Genomic DNA, 16356 nt, shown 5'->3' with positions numbered 1-16356 from the left:
TGCGGCGACCTGGGGCGGTGCCTCGCAGGGCGCGTACGCGGTGGGCAACGCGTACCTGGACGCGCTGGCCGTGGACCGCCGCGGGCGCGGCCTGCCCGCCACGTCCCTCGCCTGGGGCGGCTGGGACGCCGGCATGAGCTCCGCCGCCGATGCCGAGGCCCTTGAGCGCCGTGGTCTGCGGCTCATGGAACCGCGGCTCGCGCTGACCACGATGGGCCAGGCGATCGCCGACGACGAGACCCACCTGACCGTCGCGGACATGGACTGGGCGCGGTTCGCCGTCAACTACGCCGTCGCCCGCCGCCGCCCGCTCATCGAGGACATTCCCGAAGCCGCTCCCGCCGACCCCGAGCCCGTCGAGGACGGCGCGGCCGCCGCGTTGCGTCGCGAACTGAACCCGCTCACGCCCGCCCGGCGCCGGGAACGGCTCACCGACCTCGTACTCCGCGCCGTCGGCACCGTGCTGCGGCTCGGCTCACCCGGAGACGTCCCACTGGACAAGCCGTTCCAGTCGATCGGGTTCGACTCACTCACGGCCGTCGAACTGCGCGGCGTGCTCCGCGGCGCGACCGGCCTCGCCCTGCCCGCAACCCTCGTCTTCGACCACCCGACACCCCTCGCGCTCGCGGACCACCTGGCCGCGGAACTGTTCGGCCGCACCGACGACCGGGCCGAGCGGGCGACGGCGTCGTCGGCCGACCCGATCGCGATCGTCGGCATGGCCTGCCGCTACCCCGGCGGGGTCGCCGACCCCGACGACCTGTGGGAGCTGGTGCGCGAGGGCCGCGACGCGGTCGGCCCGGTGCCCGCCGACCGCGGCTGGCACGAGTGGCCGGACACCGACGTCGTGGCCGGCGGATTCCTAGCCGACGCGGCCGGGTTCGACGCGGAGTTCTTCGGCATCTCCCCGCGCGAAGCCCTCGCGATGGACCCCCAGCAGCGGCTCCTGCTGGAGTCCGCCTGGGAGGCGTTCGAGTCCGCCGGCGTCGACCCGTCGTCGCTGCGCGGCAGCCGCACCGGTGTGTTCGTCGGCGGCTCGGTGCAGGAGTACGCGACGCTGCTGGTGAACTCCCCGGAGAGCACGAGCGGTTACACCGCGACCGGCGCCTCGTCGAGCGTGATGTCCGGACGCATCTCCTACGTGCTCGGCGTCGAAGGCCCCACGGTCACCGTCGACACGGCCTGCTCGTCGTCGCTGGTGGCCCTCCACCTGGCGGCGAAGTCCCTGGGCGGCGGCGAGTGCGACCTGGCGGTGGCCGGCGGCGTGACCGTCATGGTCACCCCCGGCACGTTCGCCGAGTTCGGCAGGCAGGGCGCCGTCGCGGCGGACGGGCGGTGCAAGGCGTTCGGTGCCGGCGCGGACGGCACCGGCTGGGCCGAGGGCGTCGGCATGCTCGCCCTCGAACGGCTTTCCGACGCGCGGCGCAACGGCCACGACGTACTCGCCGTGCTCACCGGCTCCGCGATCAACGCCGACGGCGCCTCCAACGGCCTCACGGCACCCAGCGGCCCCGCGCAGCAGCGGGTCATCGGCGCGGCCCTGGCCGACGCGGGTGTGCGACCGTCCGACGTGGACGTGGTGGAGGCACATGGCACCGGTACCGCGCTGGGCGACCCGATCGAGGCCCAGGCGGTGCTGGCGACCTACGGTCAGGACCGGCCCGTCCCGCTCTACCTGGGTTCCATCAAATCCAACATCGGCCACTCCCAGCACGCGGCGGGCATGGCCTCGGTGATCAAGATGGTCCAGGCACTGCGCCACGCCGAACTGCCGGCCACGCTGCATGCCGAGGAGCCGAGCCCGGAGGTCGACTGGACCGCCGGAGCGGTGGAACTGCTGACGCGGACCCGCCCCTGGCCGCGCACGGACCATCCGCGCCGCGCCGGCGTGTCGGGCTTCGGCATGAGTGGCACGAACGCGCACGTGATCCTGGAGCAGGCCCCGACCGCCGCACCCACGAGTGCCGAAGCCGAACCGCCGTCCGACGCACCGACCAGTGCTTGTGCCGGATCGCCGTCCGACGCCCTGACCGGTGCCGGTACCGAACCGCTGTCCGACGCCCTGACCGGCACCGACTCCGGCGTTGATGCCCCGCCGCCGTCCCCCGGGCCGGGCGCACCCGCGCAGCCCGGCGCAGCACAGGCACCGGACCCCGAGACGGGCGAGCGGCGGACCGGCGGGGCACCCGCGGCAGCGGCACCCACCACCGCCCCCGGACCGCTGGCGTTCGTGGTCTCCGGGCACAGCCCCGACGCTCTCGCGGCGCAGGCCGCGGCGCTCGCCGCCCACCTCGACCGGACCAACCCCGCCCTCGCCGACCTCGCGCACTCCCTGGTCACCAGCCGCACAGCCCTCGCCCACCGGGCCGTCGTCGTCGCCCCGGACCGGGCGGCTCTCGCCACCGGCCTCCAGGCGGTCGCGAGCGGACGGCCGCAGGCGGGCGTCGTGCGCGGTGAGAAGTCCGGCCGGGGCCGGGTCGCCTTCGTCTTCCCGGGGCAGGGCGCTCAGTGGGCCGGCATGGGCCGCGAACTGTGGGACACCTCCGAGGTCTTCGCCGACTGGATGAACCGCTGCGAAGCGGCCCTGGCCCCGTACGCCGACTGGTCGCTGCGCGAGGTGGTCGACCGGGGGGACCTCACCGACGTCGACGTCGTGCAGCCCGTCTCATGGGCCGTCATGGTGTCACTCGCCCAGGTCTGGCGGGCCGCCGGCGTGGAGCCGGACGCCGTGGTCGGACACTCGCAGGGCGAGATAGCCGCCGCCGTCGTGGCCGGTGCGCTGTCGCTCGACGACGGCGCGCGCGTCGTGAGCGTCCGCAGCAGGCTCATCCGCTCCCACCTCGCCGGACACGGCGGCCTCGCCTCCGTCTCCCTCGGCCGGACCGACCTCGAACAGCTGCTCCGCACCCGGGACCGAGCCCTGTCGATCGCCGCGGTGAACAGCCCCGGGCTGTGCGTCGTCGCCGGACCGCCCGACGCCCTCGACGAACTGCTGCTCGCCTGCGAGGCCGACGGCGTCCGGGCCCGCCGCATCCCCGTCGACTACGCGTCGCACTCCGCACACGTCGAAGTGCTGGAGGAGCCGCTGGCCGACCGGCTCGCCGGACTCGCGCCCACCGCCTCGGACGTGCCGTTCCACTCGACCCTGACCGCCGGACCGCTCGACACCACCGGACTCGACGCCGGCTACTGGTACCGCAACCTGCGCTCGCCGGTCCGCTTCGCGGACGTGACCGAGCAGTTGCTGAACGACGGCTTCACCGTGTTCGCCGAGATGAGCAGCCACCCCGTGCTGGCGATGGCCGTGCGGGAGACCGCGGACGAGGCCGCCGTGGACATCGCCACCATCGGCACCCTGCGGCGGGACGACGGAGGCCTCGACCGGCTCCTCACCTCCTTCGCGGAGGCGTACGTCCGGGGCGTCCCGGTCGACTGGGCCGGCGTCCTGCCGCCCGGCCGCCGGACGCCGCTGCCCACCTACGCCTTCCAGCACACGCGCTACTGGCTCCAGGCACGCCCGCCCGGCACCGGCGGCGACCCGCGCGACGACGCCTTCTGGTCCGCCGTGCGGGACACCGACCTCACCACGCTCACGGCGCAGCTGAACGTCGACGCGGACACCCCCCTCGCCGACCTGGTGCCCGCGCTCGCCCGCTGGCGCCAGGAGTCCCGGCTCGGTTCCTGGCGCTACCGGCTGATCTGGAAACCGGTCGGGAACGCCACGGGCGGCGCGCTCACCGGCCGGTGGCTGAGCGTGGAACCGGAGGCCGGTGGGGAGACCGCCGAGCGGGTCCGGACCGCGCTCGCCGGCGCCGGGGCCGACGTGGTCCCGTTCCCCGTGCCCGCAGGAGCCGACCTCGCCCGGCTGGGCCACGCGCTCGCCGCCACCGGGGACCTCGCCGGCGTCGTCTCCTCGCTCGCCCTCGACGGTGAACCGCACCCCGAGCACCCCGAACTGACCGCCGGACTCGCGGGCACCGCACGGCTGTTGCGCGCCCTGAGCGAAGCGGGGGTCGCCGCGCCGCGGTGGCTGCTGACCACCGAGGTCGACACGCGCGCGGACCAGGCCCAGGTCCGGGCCGTGGCACAGATCGCCGGGCTGGAGGAACCGGACGGCTGGGGCGGCCTGATCGACCTCGCACCCGGCTGGACCGGCGCCGACCTCGTCGCCGCGCTCACCTCGGACGAGGACCAGCTCCGCATCGGCGCCGACGGCCCGAGCGCCCGCCGTCTCGTCCGCGCCCCCGCGGGGCGGGTCACCCGGCCGTGGCAGCCGCGCGGCACGGTGCTGATCACCGGCGGCACCGGCGGCATCGGCGGCCACCTGGCACGCTGGGTCGCCGGACAGGGCGCGTCGCGCGTCCTGCTGGTGAGCCGACGCGGCGCGCACGCCCCCGGCGCGCAGGAACTGCGGGAGGAGCTGCGGACCGCCGGCGTGGAGGTCGGCTTCGGCGCCTGCGACGTCGCGGACCGGGACGCGCTGGCCGCCGTACTGGCGGACATTCCCGCCGAGCACCCGCTGACCGCCGTCCTGCACGCCGCCGGTGTCGGCGACTACCGCGAGGTACGCGAGCTGGACGTCGCCGAGATCGCCCACGCCGCCCGCGGCAAGGTGCTCGGCGCCCGGCACCTCGACGAGCTGACCGCTAGGCTCGACCTCGACGCGTTCGTCCTGTTCTCCTCCGGTGCCGCCGTCTGGGGCAGCGCGGGCAACGCCGCCTACGCGGCCGCGAACGCCGCCCTGGACGCCCTCGCCGCTGACCGCCGCGGGCGCGGTCTGCCCGCGGTCTCCGTCTCGTGGGGCGCGTGGGGCGCCGGCGGCATGCTCACCGACCACGCGGAAATGGGGGAGCGGCTGGCCCGGCTCGGCGTACGGCCCATGGCCCCCGAAGCCGCGCTGACCCTCCTGCGGCAGGCCGTCGAACGGGAGGAAACGACCCTTGCCGTGGCCGACATCGACTGGGCGCGCTTCGCCCCCGGCTACACCATGATGCGCCACCGGCCGCTGATCGAGGACATCCCCGAAGCACGGGCCGCCCTCGACGCCGACGCCGCCGGCGGGCCCGCCGAGGCGGCGACCGGTCTGCGGGAGCGGCTCGCCGGGCTCACCGAATTCGAACGCGCCGCCGCCGTGCTGGACATCGTGCGCGGTGAGATCGCGGCGGTGCTCGGCCACGGCAGCCCGGAGAAGGTGACCGACGACCGGCCGCTGCGCGAACTCGGCTTCGACTCGCTGACCGCGATGGAACTGCGCAACCGGCTCACCACGGCCACCGGCCTGCGGTTGCGCGCGACGCTCGTATTCGACTTCCCCACCGCGGCCGAAGTCGCCACGCACATCGAGGCGGCCCTCGCCCCCGAACCCGGCCCGGGCCGGCCCGAGCTGACCGACGCGGCGGACGTCGCCCGTGAACTCGACCGGATCGAACGCGCCCTGCCCCTGCTCGACGCCACCGCCGGCGGCCCGATCGGCGACCGGCTGCGCGACCTGCTCACCGTGGTCAACCAGGCGCGCGGCACCACGGCCACCGACTTCGACTCGACCACCGACGACGAGCTCTTCGACATCATCGACCGGGACCTCGGCGTCTCGTGAGGCGGGAGTGACTACACCATGACCGAGGACGACAAGCTCCGCACCTACCTGCGCCGGGTGACCGCGGAGCTCCAGCAGACGCGCACCCGGCTGCAGGAGGAGAAGGCGCGGGCGAGCGAGCCACTGGCGATCATCGGGATGGGCGCCCGCTTTCCCGGGGGTGTCGACACCCCGCAGAAGCTGTGGCAGCTGGTCGCCGACGGCGTCGACGCGATCGGCGGGTTCCCCGTCGACCGCGGCTGGGACCTCGCCTCGCTCTACGACCCCGACCCGGACGCGCCCGGCAAGACCTACACCGACCAGGGAGCCTTCCTGTCCGGCGCGGGCGAGTTCGACCCCGCCCCCTTCGGCATCTCGCCCCGCGAGGCCGAGTCGATGGACCCGCAGCAGCGCCTGCTACTGGAGACCTCCTGGGAAGCGGTCGAGAACGCCGGCATCGACCCGCTGTCCCTGCGGGGGAGCAGCACCGGCGTGTTCGTCGGCGGCAACGCCGTCGAGCACACCACCCTGTTGATGAGCTCCCCCCGCGACCAGGGGTACGCGCTGACCGGCGGCTCCGGCAGCGTGCTGTCCGGCCGGGTCTCCTACACCCTCGGCCTGGCCGGGCCCGCCGTCACCGTGGACACCGCGTGCTCGTCCTCGCTGGTGGCCCTGCACCTGGCCACCCAGGCGCTGCGGCAGGGCGAGTGCGGCCTGGCCCTGGCCGCCGGCACGGGCATCCTCGCCACCCCCTCGGCGTTCATCACCCTCTCCCGCCAGCACGGCCTCGCCTCCGACGGCCGCTGCAAGGCGTTCTCCGGCGACGCCGACGGCATCGGCTGGGGCGAGGGCGTCGGCGTCCTGCTCCTCGAACGGCTGTCGGACGCCCAGCGCAACGGGCATCCCGTGCTGGCCGTGCTGCGCGGCAGCGCGGTCAACCAGGACGGCGCGTCCAACGGCCTCTCGGCCCCGAACGGCCCGGCCCAGGAAGCCGTGATCCGCGCCGCACTGGCCAACGCGGGCCTGCTGCCGTCCGACGTGGACCTCGTCGAGGCGCACGGGACCGGCACCTCCCTCGGCGACCCGATCGAGGCCCAGGCGCTGCTGGCCACCTACGGCCAGGACCGCGACGAACCGGCGTGGCTCGGTTCCATCAAGACCAACATCGGCCACACCCAGGTCGTCTCGGGCGTCGCCGGCGTGATCAAGGCCGTGCACGCGATCCGCGCCGCCGTGCTGCCGAAGACGCTGAACGTCAGCGAACCCACCCCGGAGGTCGACTGGTCGGCCGGCAACGTACGGCTGCTCACCGAGGCCCGGCCCTGGCCGGACCGCGGCCGGCCGCGCCGGGCCGCCGTCTCCTCCTTCGGCATCAGCGGCACCAACGCGCACGTCGTCATCGAGCAGGCCCCGGCCGACGCCGACGGCGCACCCGGAACCCGTCCGGATCCCGATGTCCTGCCGTTCGTGCTCTCGGCCGCCTCGGAGAAAGCACTTGCCGGGCAGGCCCGGCGGCTGGCCGCACACCTCGCCGCCGACCCCGAACCCGCCCTCGCCGACGTCGGCTTCTCCCTCGCCACCACACGCGCCGCACTCGAACACCGCGCCGTCGTGGTCGGCACCGGCCGGGACGACCTGCTCGCCGGGCTCGACGCGGTGGCCGCCGGACGGCCCGATCCGCGCGTCGTCACAGGCGCGGCGGGCAAGCCGAAGGTCGCGTTCGTCTTCCCCGGCCAGGGCGCCCAGTGGGCCGGCATGGGCCGCGAACTGTGGGACACCTCGCCGGTCTTCGCCGACTGGATGGGCCGCTGCGAGGAGGCCCTGTCGCCGCACGTCGACTGGTCGCTGCGCGAGGTCGTCGAGCACGGCGATTACGACCGCGTCGACGTACTGCAACCCGTGACCTGGGCCGTCATGGTGTCGCTCGCCCAGCTCTGGCGCTCCTACGGCGTCGAGCCGGGCGCCGTCGTGGGCCACTCGCAGGGCGAGATCGCCGCCGCCGTCGTCGCCGGGGCCCTCTCCCTCCAGGACGGCGCGCGCATCGTGACACTGCGCAGCGCGATCGCCGTCGAACGCATGGTCGGCCGGGGCTGCCTGACGGTCGTCGCGGTGGGCCGCGACGAGGCCGAGCGCCGGCTGCGGCCCTGGGCCGGACGGCTGTCCGTCGGAGCGAGCAACGGCCCGGCGTCGACCGTGCTCACCGGAGAGGCCGACGCGATCGACGAGTTCGTCGCCGCCTGCATCGCCGACGGCGTCCGGGTACGCAAGATATCCGCCACCTTCGCCTCCCACGGCCCCCAGGCCGACGTCATGCGCGCCCCCGTCGTCGAAGGACTGCGCGACCTGAAACCGTCCACCTCGTCCGTCGCGTTCTACTCCACCGTCACCGCCGACCGGTTCGACACGGCAGGCGCCGACGCCGAGTACTGGTTCCGCAACCTGCGCGAGCCGGTCGAGTTCGCCGCCACCGCCGAACTGATGATGACGCGCGGCTTCTCCGTGTTCATCGAGGTCAGCCCGCACCCCGTGCTGGCCATGGCGCTGCGCGACGTGGCCGAGGCCGCCGACAGCCCCGTTGTCACGGTCGGCTCGCTGCGCCGCGACGAAGGCGGCCTCGGCCGCTGCTACCGGTCCCTGGCCGAGGCGTTCACCGCCGGGGTGCCCGTGCGGTGGGCCGAGGTGTTCCCGGACGCCCGGCGCGTCCCGCTGCCCACCTACGCCTTCGACCACCGGACGTTCTGGCTCACACCCGAACCCCCGCCCGTCGCCGAGGACCCGCTCGGCGGCGCCTTCTGGGGAAAGGTCGAGAACGCCGACGTGGCCGGCCTCGCCGCCGATCTGGGTGTACCCGCGGAGGGCGCCCTCGGCGAAGTGGTGCCGGCCCTCGCCGCATGGCGGCGGCGCAGCCGGGAGCTGTCGGAGACCGACGGCTGGAGCTACCGCACGCAGTGGCGGCCCGTCCCGCCCGCACCCGGCGCCGTCCTCGACGGACGCTGGCTGGTACTGGTCCCCGAGGACGTCGACGGCACGGCCGTGCTCGACGCGCTGGACGGCACGGACATCACCACGCTGGAGGTGCCCGGCACCACCGACCGCGCGTCGCTCGCCGCCGACCTGTCCCGCTTCGCCGACGTCACCGGAGTGCTCTCGCTGCTCGCCCTGCGCGAGGGCCGCGAGCCCCGCCACGACGTCGTGCCCCGCTCGGCCACCGGTGTCCTGCTCACCGCGCAGGCACTGGCCGACGCGGGTCTCGACGCCGCCCTCTGGATCGTGACCCGGTGCGCCGGCGAAACGGGCGAACCGGCCCAGGCGTGGGCGCTCGCGCAGGTCGCCGGCCTGGAACGGCCGGCCACCTGGGGCGGCGTCGTCGACCTGCCCGCCGACTGGGACGGCCGGGGCCTCGTCACCGCGCTCACCTCGCAGGAGGACCAGCTCGCGCTGCGGCCCGACGGCGTCCTCGCCCGGAGGCTCGTGCGCGCCCCCCTGTCGCTCACCGCGCCCTCCCGCTCCTGGCAGCCGCGGGGCACGGTCCTCATCACCGGCGGCACCGGCGGCATCGGAGCGCACCTCGCCCGCTGGGCTGCCGCCGAGGGCGCCGAACACCTCGTCCTCACCAGTCGCCGGGGCAGGCGGGCCCCCGGCGCCGCCGAACTGGTGGCCGAACTCGGGATCCCGGTCACCGTCGAGGCCTGCGACGTCGCCGACCGCGACGCCCTCGCCGGAGTACTCGCCCGCATCCCCGCAGACCGCCCCCTGTCAGCCGTCCTCCACACGGCCGGCACCACCCTCGGCTACCGCGAACTGGCGGACACCACCGTCGAGGACCTCGCCGAAGCCGCCGCCGGCAAGGTCGCCGGCGCCCGGCACCTCGACGAGCTGACCGCCGGGCTCGACCTCGACGCGTTCGTGCTGTTCTCCTCCGGCGCGGCGATGTGGGGCAGCGCCGGCAGCGCGGCCTACGCCTCCGCCAACGGGTTCCTGCACGGGCTCGCCGCCGACCGCCGCACACGGGGGCTGCCGGCGACCGCGATCGCCTGGGGTGCCTGGCAGGGCGGGGGCATGTCCACCGGCGACACCGCGGACGTGCTGGGACGCATCGGCTTCGGCATGATGGCGCCCAAACCGGCCATCACCGCACTGCGCCGGGCCGTCGAACGCGACGAGACCGTGCTCGCCGTCGCCGACCTCGACTGGGAGCGGTTCGCACCCAGCTACGCCATGTCGCGCCGCCGCCCGCTCATCGCCGACATCCCCGAGGCGGTACGGGCACTGGAGGGCGGTGCCGCACCCGAGGCAACCGAGACGTCGCTGCGGGAGGCGCTCTCCGGGCTCGACCCGGCCAAACGCCGCGAGCACCTGACCGACCTCGTCCGCGCCGAGGCCGCCGTCGTCCTGCGGATCCCCTCGCCGCGCGACGTCGGCATCACGAAGGCGTTCCAGGACATGGGCGTCGACTCGCTGACCGCGATGGAGATGCGCAACCGGCTGCAGACCGCCTCCGGCCTGCGCCTGCCCGTGACACTGCTCTTCGACCACCCCACCGTGCGGGAACTGGCCGCCGAACTCGACAGCCTGCTCGGCGGAGCCCGGACCGAGGCGGTGACGGTCGCCGCGCCGGTCGCCGACACCACCGACCCGATCGTCATCGTGGGCATGGCCTGCCGGTTCCCGGGCGGCGTCACCGAGCCGGACGACCTCTGGCGGCTGGTGGCCGAAGGCCGAGACGAGATGGGCGACTTCCCCACCGGCCGCGGCTGGGAGACCATGACCGCCCAGGCCGGTCTCACCTACACCGAACACGGCGCGTTCCTCTACGACGCCGGAATGTTCGACGCGGGGTTCTTCGGGGTGTCGCCGCGCGAGGCGATGGCGATGGACCCCCAGCAGCGCGTGCTGCTGGAGTCGTCGTGGGAGGCCCTCGAACGGGCCGGAGTGGACCCGACGTCGTTACGGGGCAGCCGGACCGGCGTCTTCGTCGGCGGCACGACCCAGGAGTACAGCGCGCTGACGATGAACTCCGCGGCCGCGCTCGGCGCGGGCTACGCGCTCACCGGCACCTCCGGCAGCGTCCTGTCGGGCCGCGTCTCGTACGTCCTCGGACTGGAAGGGCCCGCGGTCACGGTCGACACGGCCTGCTCGTCGTCCCTGGTGTCGCTGCACCTGGCCGTGCAGTCACTGCGCAACCACGAGTGCGACCTGGCGCTGGCCGGCGGTGTCACGGTCATGTCGACGCCCGGAGTCTTCGCCGAGTTCGCCCGCCAGGGCGGCCTCGCCGGTGACGGCCGGTGCAAGTCCTACGCCGAGGGCGCGGACGGCACCGGCTGGGGCGAGGGCGTCGGGGTCGTCGTGGTGGAGCGGCTGTCGGACGCCCGGCGCAACAACCACCACGTGCTCGCCGTCGTACGGGGCTCGGCGATCAACCAGGACGGCGCGTCCAACGGCCTGACCGCGCCCAACGGTCCCTCCCAGCAACGGGTGATCCGCGCCGCGCTGGCCGGCGCCGGCCTGGAACCCGCCGACGTCGATGTGGTGGAAGGCCACGGCACCGGGACCGCCCTGGGGGACCCCATCGAGGCCCAGGCGCTGTTGGCGACGTACGGCCAGGACCGGGAGATCCCCGCCTACCTGGGCTCGGTGAAGTCCAACATCGGTCACACCCAGTACGCGGCCGGAGTGGCCGGGGTGATCAAGATGGTGCTCGCGCTGCGGGAAGGGGTCATTCCGGCGACCCTGCACGTCACCGAGCCGACAGGACAGGTGGAATGGTCCGCCGGGGCCGTGCACGTCGTCTCGGAGCAGCGTGAGTGGCCCGAGACCGGCCGCGTGCGCCGGGCGGGCGTGTCGTCGTTCGGGATGAGCGGCACCAACGCCCACGTCATCCTGGAAGCGCCGCAGGAGCCGCAGGAACCCGATGAGCCGCCGGCCTCCGAGCCCGCCGGCACGGCCGGACCCGTGCCGCTGGTCGTGTCCGGCCGCAGCCCGGCCGCCGTCCACGCCCAGGCGGAACGGCTCACCCGATTCCTCGACGCCCGTCCCGGACTGCCACCGGCCGACGTCGCCTGGTCGCTGGTGTCGACGCGGGCGCGCCTGGAGCACGGCGCCGTCGTGCACGCCGACGGCCGGCCCCCCACCACCGAGAGCGCCGTCGAGGGCGGCCTCGGCTGGCTGTTCACCGGCCAGGGCACCCAGCGGCTCGGCATGGGAGCCGAACTCCACGCCCGTTACCCCGTGTTCGCCGACACCTGGGACGAGATCACCGCGCAGTGGCCGTCCTCCGTCCTGGACGCCTGGGGTCTGGCCGACCTCGCGCCGGTCCTCGCGGCCGGACCGGGGGCGCCGGCCGGTGACATCGACCGGACCGGGACGGCCCAACTGCTGCTGTTCGCGTTCGAGGTCTCCCTCGCCCGGCTGCTGATCTCCTGGGGCGTGCGGCCCGAGGCCGTGGTGGGGCACTCGATCGGCGAACTCGCCGCCGCGTGCGTGGCGGGCCTGTGGTCCGTGCCGGACGCCTGCCGCATCGTGGTCGCACGGGCCGGACTGATGCAGGCGCTGCCGCCAGGCGGCGCCATGTGGACGGTCGGCGCGAGCGAGACCGAGGTCGCCGGCCTGCTCGGCGACGGGATATCCGTGGCCGCCGTCAACAGCGCCCGCTCGATCGTGCTGTCCGGCCCCGGGGAAACACTCTCCCGGGCCGTCGGGACACTGCGGGAACGCGGCGTACACGTACGGCAGTTGCGCGTCTCGCACGCGTTCCACTCGCCGCTGATGGAGCCGATGCTGGACCGCTTCCGCACGGTCGTCGAATCGGTGGCGTACCGGGAGCCCGCCATCCCCGTCCTCGCCACCGGCGGAGGCCGCACCGACGTCACCGACCCCCGGTACTGGGTGGCCCAGGTGACCGGCACGGTCCGGTTCGCCGACGCCGTCACCGCCGGCATGGGCTCCTGGCTGGAGATCGGCCCGGCACCGGCGCTGAGCACCCTCGTCGGGGACGGCCTCGCCGCCGTGCGCGGCCCCGAAACCGAGGCCGCCGACGTCCTGGAGACCGCCGGCCGCCTCTGGCTGCGGGGACACGACGTCGACTGGGCCGCCGTGCTCCCCGGCCGCCGCCGCGTCGACCTGCCCACCTACGCCTTCCAGCACCAGCACTACTGGCTCAACGCCCCGGCGACGGCCGCCACACCGCCCGGCCTCACCGCCGTGACGCACCCCATGCTCTCGGCCTCGCTCACCCTCGCGGACTCCGGCGCGGCCGTCCTCACCGGACGGCTCGACCCCGCGGCACAGCCCTGGCTTGCCGAGCACGTCCTGGCCGACACACCGCTGCTGCCCGGAACCGCCTTCGTCGAACTCGCTCTGCAGGCCGCCCTGCACACCGGATGCGACACCGTCCTCGACCTGACGCTGCCGACCCCGCTGGTACTGGCGTCGGCCATGGACGTCCAGGTCGGCGTGGACGCCCCCGACGAGCACGGACAGCGGCCCGTCACCGTCCGCTGCCGGGAGGCCGGAGCCGCCGCCGACGACCCGTGGACGCTCCACGCGTCCGCCACCGTGGGCGTCGCCCAGGCCGGCACGGAGAACACCGGGGCCGAGTCCTGGCCGCCGCAGGACGCCGAGGAGATCGCCCTCGACACGCTCTACGCGGACATCGCCGCGGGCGGCGTCGACTACGGACCCACATTCCAGGGGCTGCGCCGGCTGTGGCGGCACAAGGGCGACCTCTTCGCCGAAGTCGACCTGCGCGACCACCTCGCCGCCGACGGCCTCGCCCTCCACCCTGCCGTCTTCGACGCGGCCCTGCAACCGCTCGCCCTCGGCGTCCTCGGCGACGGCGCGCCCGGCCGCGAAGCCGTGCCCCCCGGACTGCCGTTCGCGTGGACCAGCATCCGCCTGCACCGCACCGGCGCGACCCACCTGCGGGCACGGCTCACCCCCTCGGGCCGCGACGGGGCCTCCGTCGTACTCACCGACGGCGACGGCGACCTCGTGCTGTCCGTCGAGTCGCTCGTGCTGCGCGCCCCGGCGCAGCCCCGCGTCACCCCACCGCTGTACCGCGTCGACTGGCCGGCCGCCGGCACCGGCGGCCGGGCACCGGCCCAGGTGACCGTCCTCGGCACGGACCCCTGGCAGCTCGCCACCCGGCTGCGCGACAGCGGCCTGGACGTCACCGCCACCGACGATCCGCACACGGCCGCGCCGGACGTCGTGGTCGTCGCGTGCGGCGGCGCCCCCGGGACCGTTCCGGAGGCGGCCCACGCGACCACCCGGCGGGCGCTCGACATCCTCCGCGCCCGCATCGACCACGGAGGGCCCGCCCGGCTGGTGGTGGTGACCGCCGGCGCGATCGCGGCCGGCGACGAGGACGTGCCTGATCCGGCGGCCGCCCCGGTGTGGGGCCTGGTCCGCACCGCCCAGAACGAGCACCCGGGCCTGGTGTCGGTCGTCGACCTCGACGGCAGCGAGGCCTCGTACGCGGCACTGCCCGCCGCGCTCGGCTCGGACGAACCACAGCTCGCCCTGCGCGACGGCGTCGCGCGGGCCCCGCGGCTGGCCCGCCTCGGCGCGGAAACCGGCGGTCCGGCCGCGGAGTTCGACGCGGCACGCACCGTCCTGGTGACCGGCGCCGGCGGCGCCCTGGCCGGCCTCGTGGCCAGGCACCTCGTCGTCGCACACGGCGTACGCCACCTGCTGCTGGCCGGGCGCCGCGGCCCCGCCGCCCCCGGCACCGGCGACCTGGTGGCCGAGCTGACCGCCCTGGGCGCCACGGTGCGCGCGGTGGCCTGTGACGTCGCCGACCGCACCGCGCTGGCCGACCTGCTGGCCTCGGTCGACCCCGCCGCACCGCTCGGCGCCGTCGTCCACACCGCGGGCGTCGTGCACGACGGCCTCGTCGCCACGATGACCGGAGACCAGCTCGCGGAGGTCCTGCGGCCCAAGGTCGACGCGGCCTGGGCACTGCACGAGATGACCGCCAGCCTCGACCTCTCCGCGTTCGTGCTGTTCTCCTCGGCGGCCGGCGTCCTCGGCAGCGCCGGACAGGGCAACTACGCGGCCGCCAACACCTTCCTCGACGCGCTCGCCCACCGGCGTCGGGCCGAGGGCCGGCCGGCACTGTCGCCGGCCTGGGGCTGGTGGGACCTGAACGCGGGCATGTCCGCCGCACTCGGCGACCAGGACCGGGACCGGATGCGCAAGGGCGGGCTCCTGCCCTTCGACCCCGCCCGGGGCCTCGCCGCCTTCGACAGCGCGTGCGCCGGCGCCGAACCGGCACCGGTCCCGATCCGCCTCGACACCGCCCGCACCGGCGACCGGGTGCCGCCGGTGCTGCGCACCCCCGCCAGGCCCGGCCCCCGCCCTGCGAGGACCCGCACCGACCTGCGCGACCTGCCGCACGCACAACGCCACGACGCCCTGACGGAACTGGTGCGCACCGAGGCCGCGCGCGTGCTCGGCCACGACGGCGCCGAGGAGATCGGCGCCCGGTCCTTCCCCGAACTCGGCTTCGACTCGCTCACCTCGGTCGAACTGCGCAACCGGCTCGCCGAGGCCACCGGCCTGCGGCTCCCGCCGACCCTGGTCTTCGACCACCCCACGGTCACGGCCCTGGTCACCGCGCTGGAGGCGGACCTCGGCGACACCGCACCCGAAGCGCCGGAAACCAGCCGTGACACGGCCGTGGCCGACAGCGTGGAAGTGCTCTACCGCGAGGCGTGCGGGGCGGGCCGGTTCGACGTCGCGGCCAAGCTGCTGACGATGTCCGCCGCGCTGCGCCCGGTCTTCACGGCGGCCGACACGGACGTCGACGGCCCCGCCCCGGTGCGGCTGACCTCCGGTTCGGCGCACCCGCGCATCATCGGCATCCCGTCGACGTCGGTGTGGTCGACCGACCAGGAGTTCATGAGCCTGGTCGAGGCCCTGCGCGGACAGCGCGACGTGTGGTCGTTGATGGTGCCCGGCTTCGTCGGCGGCGAGCGCGTGGCGGAGGACGTGGACGCCCTCACCGGCTACCTCGCTGCCCGCATCGTGGAGCACGCGGGCGGCGAGCCGTTCGTGCTGGCGGGCCGCTCCTCGGGCGGCTCGGTGGCCCACGCGGTCGCGCACCGCCTGGAGTCGACGGGCCACGGCCCGGCGGCGGTGGTCCTGCTGGACACCTACCTCAGCGGCACCCCCCAGACGGCGTACATCATGCCAGTGATGGAGCAGCGGTCGCTGGAGCTGGAGAAGGACTTCGGCCGGATGAGCGGAGTCCGCCTGACGGCCATGGCGGCCTACTTCTCGATGTTCGAGACGTGGCAGCCCCAGCCACTGGCCGCGCCGACGCTGCTGGTCCGGGCGAGCGAGTGCTTCAGCGCGGAGCCAGGGGAGGAGCCGCCGGCCGAGGAGTGGCAGACGACGTGGCCGATCCCGCTCGACGTGGTCGACGTCCCGGGCCACCACTACACGATGATCGAGCAGTACGCCGACGAGACGGCCGCCGCGATCCACGACTGGCTGCTGAGGCACTGACCCCGATCGGGCGACCGGCTCGGCCCTTCCACGGGGAGGGGCCGGGCCGTCGTTCGTCCCGGCGTCCCCCGCGGCGGCTCCCGCGTTGTGAGGAGGGGACCGGGCGGCCCCACGGGGTGCGCGTTTCGGCGGCGTGGTGCGGGCACTTCGCCACGCAGGTGCAGACCGGTCGTCTCAGGCGGGAAGCCGGCTCCGCCCGCCACGACGACCGGCAACCGTACGTACAGCGGCCCGGTGCCGTACGTACAGCGGTCCGGTACCGACGGGCGACC

At 75.2% G+C, this 16356-nt stretch carries 2 protein-coding genes; both read left to right on the top strand.

The features are described from left to right. The coding region (locus EF387_RS49610) for a type I polyketide synthase (RefSeq protein ID WP_128382159.1) at positions 1-5596 on the top strand (5596 nt) is incomplete at its 5' end. Positions 5597-5614: 18 nt separating this feature from the next. Beyond that, positions 5615-16084, top strand: coding sequence for a type I polyketide synthase (locus EF387_RS43665; RefSeq protein ID WP_128382158.1), 10470 nt, complete (start codon positions 5615-5617; stop codon positions 16082-16084). Positions 16085-16356: the final 272 nt, after the last annotated feature.

The organism is Streptomyces cavernae (assembly GCF_004023625.1).
In the GTDB taxonomy this organism is placed as follows: domain Bacteria; phylum Actinomycetota; class Actinomycetes; order Streptomycetales; family Streptomycetaceae; genus Streptomyces; species Streptomyces cavernae.
Note: the sequence above shows the minus strand (reverse complement) of the source record. Positions and strands in the feature narration are given on the sequence as shown.